General features: G+C 63.8%; 17 protein-coding genes. 7 read left to right on the top strand and 10 right to left on the bottom strand.

The annotated features are described in order from the left end of the window. Nucleotides 1–122 precede the first annotated feature (122 nt). On the top strand, nt 123–1295 hold the full coding sequence (locus EUU22_RS05020; RefSeq protein ID WP_129330967.1) for a DUF2336 domain-containing protein: 1173 nt from the start codon (nt 123–125) through the stop codon (nt 1293–1295). Between the two features lie 6 nt (nt 1296–1301). Here EUU22_RS05020 and EUU22_RS05015 read toward each other — a convergent pair whose 3' ends face one another. After that, nucleotides 1302–1712, bottom strand: a complete 411-nt coding sequence (locus EUU22_RS05015; protein WP_129330966.1) for a hypothetical protein — start codon at nt 1710–1712, stop codon at nt 1302–1304. A 204-nt stretch (nt 1713–1916) separates the two neighbouring features. On the opposite strand from EUU22_RS05015, the gene EUU22_RS05010 reads away from it, so the two are divergent. Next, nucleotides 1917–2372 carry a GNAT family N-acetyltransferase gene (locus tag EUU22_RS05010; RefSeq protein WP_129330965.1) on the top strand — a complete coding sequence of 152 codons (456 nt, stop codon included), beginning with the start codon at nt 1917–1919 and terminating at the stop codon, nt 2370–2372. Nucleotides 2373–2409: 37 nt separating this feature from the next. Here EUU22_RS05010 and EUU22_RS05005 read toward each other — a convergent pair whose 3' ends face one another. From EUU22_RS05005 to EUU22_RS04995, 3 genes are all read right to left on the bottom strand, one after another. Beyond that, the gene (locus tag EUU22_RS05005) at nt 2410–3609 is read right to left on the bottom strand and encodes an AI-2E family transporter (protein ID WP_439329129.1); all 1200 of its coding nucleotides are present in this window, start codon (nt 3607–3609) and stop codon (nt 2410–2412) included. A gap of 189 nt (nt 3610–3798) precedes the next feature. Continuing rightward, entirely contained in the window at nt 3799–5859 is a 2061-nt protein-coding gene (gene parE / locus EUU22_RS05000; RefSeq protein ID WP_129330963.1) for a DNA topoisomerase IV subunit B, read from the bottom strand. 16 nt (nt 5860–5875) lie between these two features. After that, complete coding sequence (locus EUU22_RS04995) at nt 5876–6070, bottom strand: hypothetical protein (protein WP_129330962.1); 195 nt, start codon at nt 6068–6070, stop codon at nt 5876–5878. Between EUU22_RS04995 and EUU22_RS04990 the strand changes: the two genes are divergently transcribed. The 5 genes from EUU22_RS04990 (at nt 6063) to EUU22_RS04970 (ending at nt 10759) form a co-directional block, all read left to right on the top strand. Beyond that, entirely contained in the window at nt 6063–6941 is an 879-nt protein-coding gene (locus tag EUU22_RS04990) for an alpha/beta hydrolase (protein ID WP_129330961.1), read from the top strand. The two genes, EUU22_RS04995 and EUU22_RS04990, sit on opposite strands and share 8 nt — an antisense overlap. A 143-nt stretch (nt 6942–7084) precedes the next feature. Continuing rightward, a complete protein-coding gene (gene tpiA, locus EUU22_RS04985) occupies nt 7085–7855 on the top strand; it encodes a triose-phosphate isomerase (protein ID WP_129330960.1) in 771 nt (256 codons plus the stop codon). A gap of 92 nt (nt 7856–7947) precedes the next feature. Next, nucleotides 7948–8421 carry a preprotein translocase subunit SecG gene (secG, locus tag EUU22_RS04980; protein ID WP_129330959.1) on the top strand — a complete coding sequence of 158 codons (474 nt, stop codon included), beginning with the start codon at nt 7948–7950 and terminating at the stop codon, nt 8419–8421. A gap of 135 nt (nt 8422–8556) precedes the next feature. Beyond that, nucleotides 8557–10194: a CTP synthase gene (pyrG, locus tag EUU22_RS04975; protein ID WP_165351094.1), complete on the top strand. Its 1638-nt coding sequence runs from the start codon at nt 8557–8559 to the stop codon at nt 10192–10194. 130 nt (nt 10195–10324) lie between these two features. After that, nucleotides 10325–10759 (top strand): hypothetical protein, encoded by a 435-nt coding sequence (locus tag EUU22_RS04970; RefSeq protein WP_129330957.1) that lies wholly within the window; start codon nt 10325–10327, stop codon nt 10757–10759. Between the two features lie 12 nt (nt 10760–10771). On the opposite strand, the gene EUU22_RS04965 is transcribed toward EUU22_RS04970, so the two are convergent. From EUU22_RS04965 to EUU22_RS04940, 6 genes are all read right to left on the bottom strand, one after another. After that, nucleotides 10772–12013 (bottom strand): TadE/TadG family type IV pilus assembly protein, encoded by a 1242-nt coding sequence (locus tag EUU22_RS04965; protein ID WP_129330956.1) that lies wholly within the window; start codon nt 12011–12013, stop codon nt 10772–10774. Nucleotides 12014–12199: 186 nt separating this feature from the next. Further along, nucleotides 12200–13423 carry a molybdopterin molybdotransferase MoeA gene (locus tag EUU22_RS04960; protein WP_129330955.1) on the bottom strand — a complete coding sequence of 408 codons (1224 nt, stop codon included), beginning with the start codon at nt 13421–13423 and terminating at the stop codon, nt 12200–12202. Then, nucleotides 13424–13912, bottom strand: coding sequence for a cyclic pyranopterin monophosphate synthase MoaC (gene moaC, locus EUU22_RS04955; RefSeq protein WP_129330954.1), 489 nt, complete (start codon nt 13910–13912; stop codon nt 13424–13426). Then, complete coding sequence (gene trpC, locus EUU22_RS04950; RefSeq protein ID WP_129330953.1) at nt 13909–14724, bottom strand: indole-3-glycerol phosphate synthase TrpC; 816 nt, start codon at nt 14722–14724, stop codon at nt 13909–13911. Before trpC ends, moaC begins: the two co-directional genes overlap by 4 nt. A 9-nt stretch (nt 14725–14733) precedes the next feature. Beyond that, a complete protein-coding gene (gene trpD / locus EUU22_RS04945) occupies nt 14734–15756 on the bottom strand; it encodes an anthranilate phosphoribosyltransferase (protein ID WP_129330952.1) in 1023 nt (340 codons plus the stop codon). 21 nt (nt 15757–15777) lie between these two features. Further along, the gene (locus EUU22_RS04940) at nt 15778–17664 is read right to left on the bottom strand and encodes a peptidylprolyl isomerase (RefSeq protein WP_129330951.1); all 1887 of its coding nucleotides are present in this window, start codon (nt 17662–17664) and stop codon (nt 15778–15780) included. Nucleotides 17665–17812 lie beyond the last annotated feature (148 nt).

The following is a 17812-nucleotide window of genomic DNA, read 5'->3' as shown; positions in this document are numbered from 1 at the left end:
GGACGCGGCGTCCGCCGAGCTCAAACCACCCATGTGTTTTCAAGGGAAACCTCGTGGTTAACGGATATGGTGAACCAATCTTAAACACTTTGGCGATAGTGTGAAACCGTGGCTGAAATGCCATGGGGACTCGCTTGCATCCGCTGGGGCTGGAATTGATCGTAGAGACATTTCTTCGTTGGGTTGAGACCGCAAGGGCGGGCGACCGGGCGCGGGCAGCCAATGCCCTTGCACGGGCGTTCCTGCGCTCGACCATGGCCGTCGAAGAGCGGCGCGCCGCCAAGGTGGCGATGACATATCTGCTGGACGATCCGTCGCCGCGGGTCCGTCTCGCGCTCGCCGAGGCACTCTCCGATTCGCCGGAGGCGCCGCGCGCCCTGATGATCTCGCTCGCGGAGGACCAGCCGGAGATCGCCTCGCAGGTGATCCTTCGCTCACCCGTTCTCGGTGAGTCGGATCTCGTCGATCTCGCCGGCCGGGGATCGACTGCCGCTCGCATGCTGATCGCCGCCCGTCCGCGTATCGGTCGTGGACTTGCCGCCGCGCTCGCCGAGATCGGCGATGCCGAGGAAACGGTGGTGCTGCTCGAAAACCCGGCCGCAGAGATCGCGCGCTTCACGCTGAAGAGGATCGCCGAGCGGCACGGCAGCGATGAGAATGTCCGTGCGCTGCTGCTTGATCGCGACGACCTGCCGGCAGATGCCCGCCAGATGCTCGTCCAGCATGTGACGGAAGCGCTTGCCAGTTTCGGCCTCGTCCGGGCGGCGGTCGACAGCCGCCGCATCGAACACCTGATTCGCGAGGCCGGTGCCAGTGCGACGATCACCATTGCCGCCAATGTCCTGCCCGACGAACTGCCCGCGCTCGTCGAACATTTGCGTGACACCGGGCGGTTGACACCCGCCTTCCTCATGCATGCTCTGTGTTCGGGGCGTACAGACTTCTTTGCTGCCGGCATGGTCAGCCTGTCGGGGATCGAGGAACGGCGCGTGCGCTCGATCCTCGCCACGGGCCGCTTTCATGCCGTCAGAGCGCTCCTCGAAACTACAGGGTTGCCGCGCGAACTGAGCCCGATCTTCGTTGAGGCGATCATGCTCTGGCGTACCGCCATCCGCGCTGCGTGCGGCAGCGAGATGGAGAGCATCTCGGCCCGTCTCATCGAGCATTATCGCAAGGCTCCGCCGGAAAGCGAGGCCGCGAGGGCGCTTCTGGACATGGTCGAGAAACTCGCGATCATCGACCAGCGTCGTCTCGCCCGTGATTACGCGACCGGGCTTGCGCTGACGGCGGCCTGAGAACCCTCAGGGCGTGAGTTTCTTGGCGACCCAGGAATAGCCGTCCGCGACCACATGGAGCGGCGTTTCGAACACCATCTTTATCCGTTCGGTTCCGGGCAGAACGCCGCGGATTTTTGCCACGGCCCTGGCCGTAAGGCTCTCCTGTTGCTGAACGGGCGGCTTTGCCGTATCGGCCGGCGGCGCTTCGGCTGCCTGGGGGGCGGTTGCGGCCTCGTTTCCGGCATTCTCCGGAGGCTGGCAAACGGCGATCACCATCGGATAGCTAGCGCCTGTATAGCCTTCGAGCACCTGCTCCGAGGCGGCGTGGCAAAGCTCGATCGAAACCCATTTCTGGTCGGCCGTGTCGATATAGTGGCACTGGCTGACGCTGTCGTCGCAGCCGAGAATGGTCATCATGATGGCGGCTGTTTTCATGCGGCTGATCCCCCGAATCTGAAACTCACGAAGACCTGTTAACGCCGCCATTCCAGCGAGACCATGGCGAATGCCGATCGTGAACGGAATTTAATGCGCGGTCTCTTGCTTGCCCGTCACTTGATCGATCAAGAGAAAGTCGTCATTGCTTGGGACCCTGTCCGCCAGCCGGATCGAGCAAAACACTGAAGCCGGGTTTCTCCCATGACCGTGACGATTACCGCCGAGCCGCCCCGCCAGACCGAGGTGCTCCGCCTTCTCGAAATGTCGGACGCCTACATGGCCTCGCTCTATCCGGCCGAGAGCAACCATATGCTGGACATAAGATCGCTGGAAAAGCCGGGCGTGAACTTCTTCGTCGCACGCCACGACGGTCGCATCGTCGGATGCTGCGCGCTGGTGGAGGCGGGCGACGGCACTGCCGAGATCAAGCGCATGTTCGTCGATCCCGAGGCTCGTGGCCTGTCGATCGGCCGTCTGCTCATGGAGACGATCGAGGCGCTCGGAAGGGAGAGGGGCGTTTCCGCAATCCGGCTCGAAACCGGGATCAGCCAGCCGGAAGCGTTGGGGCTCTATCGCCGCTTCGGCTACGGAGAGATCGGGCCCTTCGGCGATTACAGGCCCGATCCCTTGAGCCTCTTCATGGAAAAGCGGCTCTGACGACCGCTGGCGCGGGAGAGGTTTTTCCGCGCTGATCTCAGGGAGCCGAGGCCTTGCGGATCAACGGGGTCTCCGGCGGGAGGTCATCGATCACCGGCACCATGCCGTCGGCATCGCGCGGCTCGGACAACTCGACCTCGCGCATCCACTCCCGCCAGATCGACACGATGAGCGCCATCAGCACCGGGCCGATGAAAAGGCCGAGGAAACCCATGGTCTTCACGCCGCCGACGAGGCCGAAGAATGTCGGCAGGAAAGGCAGTTTGATCGGCCCGCCGACCAGACGCGGACGAACGGTCTTGTCGACGATGAAGAGTTCGATCGTGCCCCATGCCAGGAGCCCGAGCCCCGCGACGTAGGAGCCACGCGCCAGCAGATAGAAGGAAACGAGCGTGAACGAGAGCGGTGCGCCGCCCGGAACAAGCGCCATGATGCCGGTCAGCACTCCGAGCGTTACAGGCGAGGGCACTCCGGCCAACCAGTAGGCGATGCCGAGCACAATGCCTTCGCCGATCGCGATCAGGGTCATGCCGGTGACCGTCGAACTGATGGTCGCCGGAACGACGCGGGAGATGCGTTCCCACCGCGTCGGAAGGATGCGCTCACCGAGCAAGTCGAGCTGGCGCGTGAAATTCGAACCGTCGCGGTAGACGAAGAACAGCGCGATCAGCATGAAGAGCAGCGTCAGCAGCAAATGGAAGGCACCATCGCCCGCCGCGATCAGCGCCCGGTATATGTTGCCGATGTTGGCGCCGCTGACGATCTGGATGAGTTCGCCGATCGAACCCGGAGAACCGATGTGCTCTTGCCACTTTTCACCGAGCCATGGCCCGACGCCCGGCAGCGCCGTGATCCAGTCCGGCGGCGGTGCACCGGAGCGGTTGACCTCGAGGGCCCAGCCGATCCACTGGCGCACCTCGCCGATCGTGTAGCTGACGGCGATGCCGATCGGCACCACCAGGAAGGCGATGATGAAAAGGATGGCGAGCGTCGCGCCGATCGTGGTATTGCCGCCGATCCTGCGCAGGAGTTCCTTGTAGAGCGGCCAGCTCGCAAAGGCGATCACCAGCGCTGCGAGCACCGGGACCACGAAACCGTGGAAGAAATAGATGCCGGCGATCACGATCAGGACAAGGAGCCAGCGGGCTGCGGAAATCGGCGGAATGAGCGCCGTCCGGCTCGGCGCCACCGGTCCGAGCCAGCGTGGTGCATTCGGTTTCTTGTTGTTTTCGGTCATGCTCACGACGATAGGCTACTCGATCTTTCCGGCCGGCGGCAACCGCTACGGCTGTGCACTCGCCAGTACGCGGGCGGGCGTTCCATAAATTCAAAGAGTCGCCCGGCCGTCCTTTGCGAACGCGGCCGGGCGACGACCGTCGCTGTTATATCAGGGATGTTTGCGTCTGCCTAATGACATCTCTCGCCGTCAGATGTCGAGGTTCTCGGCGAAGATCGCGCGTTCCTGGATGAAGCGGAACCGGGCCTCCGGCTTCGAGCCCATGAGCGCATCCACCGCATCGCGGGTGCCTTCGAAGTCGACGTCGTCGATCTCCACCCGCAGCAGCGTCCGCTTGCCGGGGTCCATAGTCGTCTCCTTGAGCTGGGCCGGCATCATCTCACCCAGACCTTTGAAGCGGCCGACTTCGACCTTCTTGCCCTTGAAGACCGTCTCCATCAGTTCCGCCCGATGGCCATCGTCGCGCGCATAGACCGTTTTTGCGCCCTGACGGATGACATAGAGCGGCGGCACGGCGAGGTAGAGGTGATTGCCGCGGATGAGTTCCGGCATCTCCTGATAGAAGAAGGTGATGAGCAGAGAGGCGATGTGCGCGCCGTCGACGTCCGCATCGGTCATGACGATGATGCGTTCGTAGCGCAGGTCCTCGTCGCGGTATTTCGTGCGGGTGCCGCAACCGAGGGCCTGGACGAGATCGGCGATCTGCTGGTTGGCCATCAGCTTTTCACGGCTGGCATTGCCGACGTTGAGGATTTTTCCGCGCAACGGCAGGATCGCCTGATTGGCGCGGTTACGCGCCTGCTTCGCCGAGCCGCCGGCCGAATCGCCTTCGACGATGAAGAGCTCGGCGCCCTCCGCGGTGTTCTGCGCGCAATCGGCGAGCTTGCCGGGCAGGCGTAGCTTGCGCACGGCCGTCTTGCGGTTGACTTCCTTTTCCTTGCGTCGCCGGAGCCGTTCCTCGGCCCGCTCGATCACCCAGTCGAGCAGCTTCGCCGCTTCAGCCGGATTGTCGGCGAGGTAGTGGTCGAAGGGGTCGCGCAGCACATTCTCGACGATGCGCTGGGCCTCGACGGTTGCGAGCTTGTCCTTGGTCTGGCCGACGAATTCCGGCTCGCGGATGAAGACGGAGAGCATGCCGACGGCGGAGATCATCACGTCGTCGGTGGTGATCTGCTGCGCGCGCTTGTTCTGCGTCAGTTCGGCATAATTCTTGAGCCCCTTGGTGAGCGCGATGCGCAGGCCCGCTTCGTGCGTGCCGCCTTCCGGCGTGGGGATCGTGTTGCAGTAGGAGTGGAGCGCCGGGTCGCCGCCATACCAGGTGACCGCCCATTCCATGGCGCCGTGACCACCGGTCTTTTCCGTCTTGCCGGAAAAAATCTCGCGGGTGACGGTGAAGTCCTTGCCGATCGTCGCGGCGAGATAGTCCTTGAGGCCGCCGGGGAAATGGAAGACGGCCTTGTCCGGGATGTCGCCGCCTTCCGGCACGAGACCCGGGTCGCAGCTCCAGCGGATTTCGACGCCGCCGAAGAGATAGGCCTTGGAGCGGGCCATGCGGAAGATGCGCGCCGCCTCGAACCGCGCCTTGTCGCCGAAGATCTGCGGGTCTGGATGGAAACGCACGCGCGTGCCGCGGCGGTTGTGGACCTCGCCGAGTTCTTCCAGGCCTCCGAGCGGCACGCCACGGGAGAAGCGCTGGCGATAAAGCTTGCGATTGCGCGCGACCTCGACTTCGAGGCTGTCGGAGAGCGCGTTGACGACTGATACGCCGACGCCGTGGAGACCGCCGGAGGTCTCGTAGGCCTTGCCGTCGAACTTGCCCCCAGCATGGAGCTTGGTCATGATGACTTCGAGCGTCGATTTGCCCGGAACCTGCGGATGGTTTTCCACGGGAATACCGCGGCCGTTGTCGGTGACCGTCAGGAAGCCTTCGGCGTCGAGATGGACGTCGATGAAGTCGGCATGACCGGCCACCGCCTCGTCCATCGAGTTGTCGATGACTTCGGCGAAGAGGTGATGAAGCGCCTTTTCGTCGGTGCCGCCGATAAACATGCCCGGCCGCATGCGCACCGGCTCCAGTCCTTCGAGCACGCGGATCGAGGACGCGCCGTACTCGTTATCGGTCGACGAGGCGGGCGCGGCGCGCGGCTTCGCGGCCTCGTTCGAAGGCTCGGATGGCGTGGTCGGGGCAGGGGTCTGCTCGGGCCTCGGGCCGAGCGGCATGCCGGCAAAGAGATCGCTGTTGTCGTCCATGGCGTCGTTCAATAATCTATTTCATCGGGCGAAACCAGCGCGGCGTCCACACCTGATCGCCCTTGCGAATCACCCGAATTGTGCCAGAAAGGCGGCGCAGGCGCGACGTGGTCGGACCGGCGCCGCGTTCGTTCAGGCAAGCTTTGCGGTCGCCGGCCGGCAATGGCAAGGCGCGTTCCAGCAAGGAGGCGACGGTCGTCGAGATGTCCACAGCTCATTTCCGCCTTGCTCTCGCTTTCGGCGCATCGCTGTTCCTTGCGGGCGCGACAAACGCCGGTTCCGAAGCGCTCCAGCCCTTCAAGGACGAGCTCTTTTCGATGCAGACGGTGATCGAGACGGGCGACGGCGGCGACTTCAAGGTCGTCGACTATCAGGAGATGCGCGACATCAACGGCCGCGACCAGATCCCCGAACGGCGGGTGAAGTCGGCCTATGTGTCACTCGGGGTGCGGCGCCAGCAGGTCGACGAGACCATCGATCTCGGCACACGGAAGCTCGCGGTCACGCGGACCGGTGCCGCCGGAGGGAGCCGGTTCACGGTGATCTTCATTCACGGACGCGGCGGAGACCGCAGGCTGGGCGCGAACGACTTCACCTTCGGCGGCAACTTCAACCGGCTGAAGAACCTCGCCGTCGAAAACGGCGGCACCTACTACGCGCCGAGCGTTCCGTCCTTCGACAGCGACGGCGTTGCCGCGATCGCGGACCTGATCCGCTTCAGCGCGGCACAGTCCTCCGGAAAGCCGGTGGTGCTCGCCTGCGCCTCCATGGGCAGCTTCATCTGCTGGGGGATCGCCCGCGACGCAGCAAGCGTCGAGAGGCTCGCAGGTATGGCGATCCTCGGCGGCGCGACGGACCCGGCCTTCATCGGCAGCGCCGCCTACAAGCAAAAGCTTCCGCTGTTCTTCACCCATGGCAGCCGCGACAGCGTCTATGCGGCTGACGACCAGCTCGCGCTCTACCGGCGTCTGCACGGCGAGAAATATCCGACCCGCTTCACGCTCTTTCAAACCGGTTCCCACGGCACCCCCGTGCGGATGAGCGACTGGCGGGAAATCCTCAACTGGATTCTCGCGCACTGAGAGTGCCGGCGCACGCGCCGCCGTCTGGGTCATGCGTCGAAAGGTCAGCCTGCTTTGTCCCGGCAAAACAGGCGTTCCCGCTTTCCTTTCGCGGCGGCATTTGCTAGTCGGGCAGGGACGTTAGAGAGGGGTAGGAGTTTGCCATGACACCGAATGTTCGTCCGCTTGTCGCCGGAAACTGGAAAATGAACGGCACGCGTGCCTCGCTCGACCAGATCAAGGCGATTGCGGAAGGCGTGAAATCGCCCCTGTCGGAAAAGGTCGAAAGTCTGATCTGCCCGCCGGCGACGCTGCTCTACGTCGCGACCGCGCTCTGCGACGACAGCCCGCTTGCGATCGGCGCACAGGATTGCCACCAGAATGTCTCGGGCGCCCATACCGGTGACATCTCGGCGGAAATGATCGCGGATTGTTTCGGCACCTACGTCATCGTCGGCCACTCGGAGCGCCGGACCGACCACGCCGAAGCCGACGATCTCGTCCGGGCGAAGGCGGAAGCCGCCCATGCGGCCGAACTCGTCGCGATCGTCTGCGTCGGCGAGACCGAAGCGGAACGCAAGGCAGGCCGCACTCTCGACGTGCTGAAGAGCCAGCTTGCCGGGTCGCTCCCGGACGCGGCGACGGCGGCGAACACCGTCATTGCCTACGAACCGGTCTGGGCGATCGGTACCGGCCTCACGCCGACGGTCGAGGATGTCCGGGAAGCCCATGCGTTCATGCGTGCCGAACTGGTGAAGCGCTTCGGCGGCGAGGGTGAGAAGATGCGCATCCTCTACGGCGGATCGGTCAAGCCTTCGAACGCCAGGGAACTGATGGCAGTCGCGAATGTCGACGGTGCACTGATCGGCGGAGCGAGCTTGAAGGCCGCCGACTTCCTCGCCATATACGGCGTCTATGGTGAACTCGTCGCCTGATTTGGTGCCGAGGGGCTTTCTTTGACGCGACCTCTCATGTAAAGAGCCGCCAATCCTTTCAGATTTTGCCCGATGGGCAGGATGGAACATCCATGCAAACCGTTTTGATTGTCATTCATCTCATGATCGTGCTGGCGCTGGTCGGCGTCGTGCTCATCCAGCGCTCCGAAGGCGGTGGCCTCGGCATCGGCGGCGGCTCCGGCTTCATGTCGGCGCGCGGTACGGCCAACGCTCTGACCCGCACGACGGCAATCCTGGCGACGCTGTTCTTCATCACCTCGCTCGGCCTCGGCATCCTGGCCCGCTACGAGGCACGGCCGACCGATATTCTGGATCGTATCCCGGCAGGCACGTCCAATGGTTCCAACGTCCTCGACCAGCTCGGCGGCGCGCCGGCGCAGGCTCCTGCTTCAGGTACGACGGCCCCGGCTGAAGTTCCCGCTTCGGGCGCAACCGCTCCCGCGGAGGCTCCGGCCGACGGTGCCTCGGCACCTGCCGCCGGCACGCAGGGTACGGCCCCGGCCCAGAAGCCGGCCGATCCGAACGCCGTTCCGACCGGCAACTGATCGGGTTAACAATTTCCACTCCGGCGGGCTCTCGGGTCCGCCGGTTTTCTTTTGTCAAGTATTCCGCCTCGCCTCAGAAAAAAGACGGGACATGATCGTTTTTGGCTGGCGGAATCAGTCTCGAAAAGGTATCCGGTGACTCCCATGGCGCGATATGTATTCATCACAGGCGGCGTGGTTTCCTCTCTTGGCAAGGGCATCGCAGCCGCGGCACTCGGAGCATTGTTGCAGGCGCGGGGCTACCGCGTGCGCCTGCGCAAACTGGACCCCTATCTCAACGTCGATCCGGGCACGATGAGCCCGACCCAGCACGGTGAGGTGTTCGTCACCGACGACGGGGCGGAAACCGACTTGGACCTCGGTCACTACGAACGCTTCACGGGGCGTTCGGCGACGAAGACCGACAACATCACCACGGGCCGGATCTACAAGAACATCATCGACAAGGAACGTCGGGGCGACTACCTCGGCGCGACCGTCCAGGTCATTCCGCACGTCACCAATGAGATCAAGGACTTCGTCGTCGAAGGCAACGAGGACTATGATTTCGTGATCTGCGAGATCGGCGGCACGGTCGGTGACATCGAGGCGATGCCGTTCATCGAGGCGATCCGCCAGCTCGGCAACGAGCTGCCGCGCGGCACCGCCGTCTACGTCCACCTGACGCTGATGCCCTATATCCCGGCCGCTGGCGAGCTGAAGACCAAGCCGACGCAGCATTCGGTCAAGGAACTGCAGGCGCTCGGGATCCATCCCGACATCCTGCTCGTCAGGGCGGATCGCGAAATCCCGGAGGCTGAGCGTCGCAAGCTCTCGCTCTTCTGCAACGTCCGTCCCTCGGCCGTCATTCAGGCGCTCGACGTCGCGAACATCTACGACGTGCCGATGGCCTATCACAAGGAAGGCCTCGACAACGAGGTGCTTGCCGCCTTCGGGATCGAACCGGCGCCGAAGCCGCGCCTGGAAGCCTGGGAAGAGGTCTGTAACCGCATCCGCACGCCGGAAGGCGAGGTGACGATCGCGATCGTCGGCAAGTACACCGGCCTCAAGGACGCCTACAAGTCGCTGATCGAGGCGCTTTATCACGGCGGCATCGCCAACCGCGTCAAGGTCAAGCTTGAATGGATCGAGTCGGAGGTCTTCGAAAAGGAAGACCCGGCGCCTTATCTCGAGAAGGTCAACGGCATCCTGGTGCCCGGCGGCTTCGGCGAGCGCGGCTCGGAAGGAAAGATCCATGCGGCGCAGTTCGCCCGCGAGCACAAGGTGCCCTATTTCGGCATCTGCTTCGGCATGCAGATGGCCGTCGTCGAAGCGGCCCGCCATCTCGCAGGCATCGAGAAGGCCTCCTCGACCGAGTTTGGTGCGACGGCGGAACCGGTCGTCGGTCTGATGACCGAATGGATGAAGGGCAACCAGCTGGAGAAGCGCGCCGCCTCCGGCGATCTCGGCGGCACGATGCGCCTCGGCGCCTACAAGGCATCGCTCAAGAAGGGCACGAAGATCGCCGAGATCTACGGCTCTACCGAGATTTCCGAGCGTCACCGCCACCGCTACGAGGTGAATGTCGACTACAAGGACCGCCTCGAAGCCTGCGGTCTCGTCTTCTCCGGCATGTCGCCGGATGGACTGCTGCCGGAGACGATCGAATATGCGGATCATCCGTGGTTCATCGGCGTCCAGTATCATCCGGAACTGAAGAGCCGACCGCTCGATCCGCATCCGCTGTTTGCGAGCTTCATCGAAGCGGCGGTCGAACAAAGCCGCCTGGTCTGACGAACGGCCATATTGCTGAGACTGTGACTAAACCCGGCCGCGACGGCCGGGTTTTCTATTGCTCGGTCGTCGGAGCCAAGGTCCGTGCAAGGCTTCTGCGCCACTCTGCGCGCAATCCTTGGAGGTCGTCATGCGTATCGCTGCCATGCCCATGTTCTCGTCGCAGGATATTCCTGGCACAACGGGCGTTTCCCGAACTTCGGGAAACGCCGATTTCTCCGCGCTTCTGGATGAGAAGAGCAATCCTCGCTCGTTTATCAGCGAAGAGGATCTCGAGGTGCGCAAGAATGAACAAGAGGCCCGGCAGAAGGCGGAAAAGAGTGCCGCCCGGGCCGACGTCATTTCGCAGTTCCTCGATTATTCGGAGATGACGTTCGCCGAGAGGATTCGCGCGACCTGGCTCTCCGACCACAATCTGACCGAAGAACAGCTTGCGGCGCTGCCGGACGACCAGCGCAAGGCGATCGAGGACGAGATAGAGGAAGCCGTCAAACGGCAACTCGGCTTCGAAGGCGAGAGCGGCGGATCATCGGCGACGATCGGCGCCGACGGCGATCATCGCTGACGATACCGCGCGTCAGTTGACCAGACGGACCCCGGAACCGGCTCCGCCTGAACTTCCGCCCGATGAAGTATAGGGTTCGATCTGCCAGTTGGCGGAGTTCATGATCATGCTGTTCACGACCATGGAAATCCGGTTCACCTGATTGGTGGTCGAGTTGTAGGTAACGTCGCGGTTCGGCAGATAGATGATGCCTTCCAGCGTCTCGCCGAGCGAGCCGTTGAAGATGTACTGCTGCGAGTAGAGATTGTTCGCCGGGTCGCTCGTCTTTTCGAACATCAGGATGCCCTTGTAGGTACCGCTGGTCGGTGCGATGCCGCGGAATTTGACGCCGCCGTTGATTCGGATTTCGCTGTAGACATCGGGGAAGTAGAAGGTCACGCCCTCGGCGGTGACCGTCGCGTTGCTGTTGATGATCATCCGGCCGCGAATGATGTGCAGGCCGGGTTCGAAGGTGATCGTCGGACTGCCGTTGAAGCCGGTGTCGCAGTGGAGGCCGGGTTTCAGGGAGACGACCTGGTCGTTGATCCAGCCGCTGCTGGTGCAGTTGGAAGGCACGCTCGGCTCGGGCAGGGCGCCGGCATAGGGATCGGGATCGACGGAACAGCCGACCTGCATGTTGGAGATCGTTCCGCCGTTCTTGATGTAGTTGGTACCCCTCACACAGAACTTGGCGGTGTCGATCGTCGAACCGGCGTTCATGATGAAGGCGGGCGCGGCCTTCGAATGGACGTGGATTTCGCAGGCCTTGGAGGTGATGTTGGCACCCGAGTTGATCAGCACATCCTGGCCGCGACTGGCGAGCACGTAGATGCAGGGACCGCCGGCGGCAGCGGACGTATTTGCGATCGCAGTGGACGTGACTGAAACGTTGAGCGACGAAAGGCCTATCAGGCTGAGGAACGGGCTGTCGCTGCTACCGGCATAGACGCCGCTGAGACTGCCGTCGCTATTCCTGGTGAGTGTCAGGGCCTTGCCGTAGTCGACGCTCGCATCCCCGCCGGAGGCCAGGAACTGTTTGGCTGTCTCAAACTGGCGATCGGGGTCCGTCTCATGCACGGCCGCGAGCACCGCGCTGTCGAGCAGACCCTGCAATCGCCCCTTCTCGACATAGGCGCCGGCCACGTCGATCGCACCGCCGGCAACCAACAGGAGCACGGTCGCGAGGAGGGCCGTTATTATGCCGAAATTGCCGGAGCGGTCTTGGCGAAGTTTTTGAAATACATGAAAAAGAAGCGAAAGTCTGTACGTCGGCATTATCTTGCTATCTACAAAGTCATTCATGAAAAAATGAGTGCCCGGCGGGAAGAGCCTCCCGGAGATCATTCTCACAGCCTGACAGATGGTCGTGAAAATTCGCTCAAAATATATGGTTATCGATATCGAACGATATTCACTCGACTCTGGCACTTCAAAGGCTTCGCTCGTCGGAGAGTTTGCTCGTCAGCCTTCGAGCGGCCTCAGGAGCAGAACGGAGCAGGGGGAGCCCGGTGCCAGCTCCGGCGCGTGCGGCGGCCGGACGATCAGGCAGTCGGAGTTCGCGAAGATCTTCATCATGGAAGAGTCCTGCTTTTCGTATGCCTCCGCGACGAGACGACCTTCGTCGTCCCGGGTGAGCCGTGCCCGTAGGTGGTCCTGCCGCCGGTCGTTGGCGCGCAGGAGGTTTGCCGTCGTAGCGACCGCTTCGCGGTTGCGAGGCACTCGACGCGCAAGCTTGCAGACCAGCGGTTCGAGGAACAGCAGGCCGCAGACCATGCTCGAAACCGGATTTCCGGGCAGGCCAAGCACGTGCATGTCGCCGAGCGAGCCGACCATCAGCGGCTTGCCCGGCCGCATGGCGATCTTCCAGAAATCGAGGCGCATGCCGGCATCGACCAGCGTCTTTTGAACGAGGTCGTGGTCGCCGACCGATGCGCCACCGAGTGTCACGAGCACATCGGCGCCCGCCTCTTGTGCTTTGCGGACCGCGGCAGTGATCTGTGCCTGATCGTCGGGCACGATGCCGAGATCGAGAACGTCCGCGCCGTTCTCGCGTGCCAGGGCGGCGACACCGAAACTGTTGGAGCCGACGATCTGGTCCGGGCCGGGATGTTCTCCGGGCCGCACGAGCTCGTCGCCGGTCGCCAGAATGGCGACAAGCGGCCGCCGATAGACGACGACCTCGCGATGGTTGAGCGCCGCAGCAAGTGTCAGACGTGCGAAGTCCAGGGACTGCCCGGCCGAAAGGACCGTCTCGCCCTCGGCGAAGTCCTGCCCGCGGGGCCGGATATGACGGCCTGCGATGGAGGCAAAGGTCGTGCAGATGCGGCCGTCCTCGAGCTTTTCGGTGTCTTCCTGGATCAGGACAGCATCGGCACCCGCCGGCACGGGCGCGCCCGTGAAGATCCGCACGGCTTCTCCTTCTCCAATCGTCCCGTCGAAACCATGCCCGGCGGAAGCCGTGCCGATCACGCGAAGGATGGCGCCGGGTGCCGCGGCGTCTCGACTCCGCAGTGCATAGCCGTCCATGGCGGATGCATCGAACGGAGGCTGCGTCAGCCTCGCGGCAAGGTCTTCGGCGAGCACGCGGCCGGCGGCGCTACGGAGGTCGAGAACTTCGGTCCGGCCGATCGGGACCGCCGGATCGAGCAGCCTGGAGCGCGCTTCACTGACCGAGAGAAGGGTCATCTAAAGGGCCTCGGGATTGCGATAGTGACCGGATTTCCCGCCGGTCTTTTCGACGAGCCTGATGCCGCCGATCTCCATGCCCTTGTCGGCAGCCTTCGCCATGTCGTAGATCGTGAGGCATGTGACCGATACTGCCGTCAGCGCTTCCATCTCGACACCCGTTTTCCCGGTGAGCTTGACGGTCGCGGTGACCCTGAAGCCCGGCAGTTCCGGTTCCTCGTCGATGTCGACAGTGACCTTGGACAGCATCAGCGGGTGACAGAGCGGGATCAGGTCGGATGTCCGCTTCGCCGCCATGATGCCGGCAATGCGCGCTGTGCCGATCACGTCACCCTTCTTGGCGTTGCCTTCGCGAATCAGCGCGAGCGTTTCCGGCTTCATCCGGATTCGGCCCTCGGCGACGGCAATCCGGACGGTCTCGGCCTTCTCGCCCACATCGACCATGTGGGCTTCGCCCGAGGCTGCAATGTGGGTGAGGTTGTCGCTCATTCCGCCGCCATGACGCCGGCGTCGCCGTCGAGAAGCGCCTTGGTCGCAGCGGTGACGTCGTCCTTGCGCATCAGGCTCTCTCCGACCAGGAAGGTGGTGATGCCGCTCTCCTTCAGCCGCAGGCAGTCGGCATGGGTGAAGATGCCGCTTTCGCCCACCAGCAGCCGCTCGTCCGGCACCATCGAAGCAAGCCGCTCGCTGACGGCGAGATCGACCTCGAAGGTTCTCAGATTGCGGTTGTTGATACCGATCATCGGCGAGGTGAGCTTCAACGCTCTCTCTAGTTCTACCTCGTCATGGACCTCGATGAGCACGTCCATGCCGAGCGCCATCGCCTCGGCCTCGAGCATCGCCGCATCGGCATCCGAGAGCGATGCCATGATCAGGAGAATGCAATCCGCACCCCAGGCGCGGGCCTCGTGCACCTGGTATGCGTCGAACATGAAGTCCTTGCGCAGCGCCGGCAGCGCACAGGCGTCACGGGCGGCCTGGAGGAATTCGAGCCTGCCCTGGAAACTCGGCGTGTCGGTGAGCACCGAGAGACAGGCGGCTCCGCCGGCCTCGTAAGCCGCGGCCAGCGCCGGCGGATCGAAATCGGGGCGGATCAGCCCCTTGGACGGGCTCGCCTTCTTGATCTCAGCGATCAGCCCGAAGAGGCCGGCTGTCCGCTTCTCGGCCAACGCACGGAAGAAGCCACGGGGAGCCTCCCGGTCGGCGGCGATCGCCTTGATCTCGGCGAGCGGAACCGCAGCCTTCGCCGCAGCGATCTCCTCACGCTTGTAGACTTCGATGCGCTTCAGGATATCGGTCATGGCGTGAGCTTAGCCCTGTGCGACGGAATTGGAAACCTCGATCAGCTTGTCGAGCGCCGCGGCGGCCGCACCCGAATCGAGCGACCGGCTGGCGAGCACCATACCCTCGCGGACGTTCTCCGCCTTGCCGGCGACGACGAGCGAGGCGGCAGCATTGCAAAGCGCAACGTCGCGATAGGCGGTCCTGGCGCCGGCAAGCACGTCGCGCAGCGCGGCCGCGTTGACCACACCGTCGCCGCCGCGGATCGCTTCCAGCGGAACGACCGGAACGCCGAAATCCTCCGGCGTCAGCTCGAACGTGGTAATCTCGCCGTCCTTCAGCGCGGCGACCATGGTCGGACCGGTCGTCGTGACCTCGTCGAGGCCGCTTCCATGAACGACCCAGGCGCTCGTCAGGCCTAAATCGCGGAGCGCCTCGGCGCCCGGCACCAGCCATTCGGGCGAATAGACACCGAAGAGCTGCCGCTTGACGCTGGCGGGACTCGAAAGCGGGCCGACGATGTTGAAGATCGTGCGGGTGCCGAGTTCGACGCGCGCCGGGCCGACATGGCGCATGGCGGGGTGATGAAGCTGGGCGAACATGAAGCCGATGCCCGCCTCGCGAATACAGCGCGAGATGGTCTCGGGATCGATGTCGAGCTTGACGCCGAGCTGCGAGAGCGCGTCGGCAGTGCCCGACTTCGAGCTCAACGCCCTGTTGCCGTGCTTGGCGACCGGAACACCGGCGCCGGCGACGATCAGCGAGGCGAGGGTGGATATGTTGTAGGTGTTGGTCCCGTCGCCGCCGGTCCCGACGATGTCGATGGCGTCTTCGGGGGCCTCGACCGGAACCATCTTGGAGCGCATGATCGAAACGGCGCCGGCGATCTCGTCGACCGTCTCTCCGCGCACGCGCAGCGCCATGAGGAAGCCGCCGATCTGGGCCATGCTGGCCTCGCCGGACATCATGACTTCGAAGGCGTCGCTCGCCTCGATGCGGCTCAGCACCTGGCGGGTCGCGACCTTGGCGATAAATGGTTTCAGTCCGGACATGCTGCTATTTTCCCCCAAGGCCTAGCGAACCATCGCCTGCTCGGCGAGCGTACGATTGATGGTCACGCCGTATTCGGTCTGCAGCCGATTGACCATCTGGTCGAGGATATCGTCGCCGGCGGCCTTGGCAAGCGCCAGTACCTGGGCGTCGTCATCACCGAGGATGTTGGTCGTCGGCTGTTCGCTGACTGCCGTAACCTTGAGCAGGATCTGCGTTTCCGGGTCGGCGCCGGGCGCTGCCGCCGCAGTGCCGTTCGGTCCGGAGAAGGCGGCGGCAACGGCCGCGCGGCCGAGGATCGGGTCGTCGGTTGCGCGACGAATGCCGGTCTTGGTTTCGACCGCGAGACCGAGTTCCGTCCCGAGCGCTGCAAGCGTCTCGCCCTTTGCAAGACGGTCCTTCAGGCTTTCCGCTTTCGCGCCGAGGGCGATCTTCTGCTGTTCGGCGGTCCAGTCGGCCGTTGCCTTCTCGCGGACTTCGTCGAGCGTGCGGTCGCGTTCGGGCACGATCTCGCTCACGTCGAACCAGAGATAGCCGTCGGTGCCGATATTGAGCGGCAGGGCCTCCGTGCCGACATCCGTCTTGAACACCTCGGCCAGCAGTTCGTCGCGGGACGGAAGCGTGACTTCGCCTTCCGTCATGTCGCGGCCACGGCGGTCGACGGGCTTTACGGTGACTGGCTTCAGCTTCAGTTGGGTCGCGGCTTCGGCGAGCGTCGAGCCGGAGGCGCGCAGATCCTCGAACTGGTCGTGGATCGTCATGATGTCTTGCTGGGCGGCGGCCTCGGCGAGCGCCTTGCGGATTTCGTCCTTCACCTCGTCCAGGGTGCGTGTGCGGCCTTCCTTGAGGTTGGTGACGCGCAGGATGACGGGCCCGAAGGTCCCTTCGACGACCGGTGTCGTGCCGCCTTCCTTGGTGACGGCGAAGGCAGCCTCCGCAAGGGTCTGGTCAGGCATCTGCTCGCGGGTGAAGTCGCCGAGCAGGACATCGCTTGCGGTCTTACCCTGGTCGGTGACGAGCTGGTCGAACGGCGTTCCGGAGGCGAGTTCTGCCTGGGCTGCGTCGGCCATCTCGCGGGTCTCGAAGGTCAGCTGTTCGACAGTGCGCGTTCCGGGGGCTTCGTAGTTCTTCTTGTGAGCCTCATAGTCCTGCTTGATCGCCTCCTCCGAGATCGAGGCGAGATCGGCGATGTCGGAGGGCTCGAGCTTCACGTAGGAGAAGCTGCGGTATTCGGGCGCCCGGTAGCGGCTCTTGACGGTTTCGAACCAGGCGCCGAGCGTCTTGTCGTCCGGCGCGGCGATCGGGTCTATATTGGCCTTTGTGAGCAGGAGATAATCGAGCGAGCGGTTCTCGTCACGGTAGCTCTTCAGCGCATCGACCAGCACCTTCGGCGGCTCGAAGCCGTCGGCCGTCGCCTCGACGATCTGGCTGCGGACGGCGACCTTCGAACGTTCGCTGATGTAGTCGTCCTCGCGCAGCCCGGCATTGCGCAGCCGCGACGTGAAGAGCTGGCGGTCGAACTGGCCCGAAGGCGAGTGGAAGGCCGGGTCGTCGGCAATCAGCTTGGCAAGGCGATCTTCCGAAAGCCCGAGATTCATCTCTTCCGAAAGCTGGTCGAGTGCGGCGCCTGCGGCGAGCTGGGCGAAGACCTGGTTCTCGATGCCGAGCGCACGCGCCTGTTCAGACGTGATCTGCGTGCCGAAGCGGCGACCGAGATCAGCAAGCTGCCGCTGATAGGCAAGCCGGAATTCGTTGACCGAAACACTCTGGTCGCCGACGGCGACGACCGTTTCGGAAACACCGTTCATCAAAGATCGTGACGCGCCCCAGATGCCGAAGGAGACGGCAAGAATGAGCAGAAGGAATTTCGCCACCCAAGTCCGGGCGGCCTTTCGCATGACGACGAGCATCGGGACGCAAACCTCATTTCTTTTGCTCGCCAACCGGCGAAGCAGATGACGTTCCATAAATCAAACCTGCAAGGAAATGAAGGCGTGATCTCGCGAATCTGGGGCCGTGCGGCGCGGCGTTGGAGCAGCAGGCCCTGAGGCCACGCTA

The organism is Ciceribacter ferrooxidans (assembly GCF_004137355.1).
Classification (GTDB): domain Bacteria; phylum Pseudomonadota; class Alphaproteobacteria; order Rhizobiales; family Rhizobiaceae; genus Allorhizobium; species Allorhizobium ferrooxidans.
This window is presented reverse-complemented; position numbering and strand designations above follow the sequence as displayed.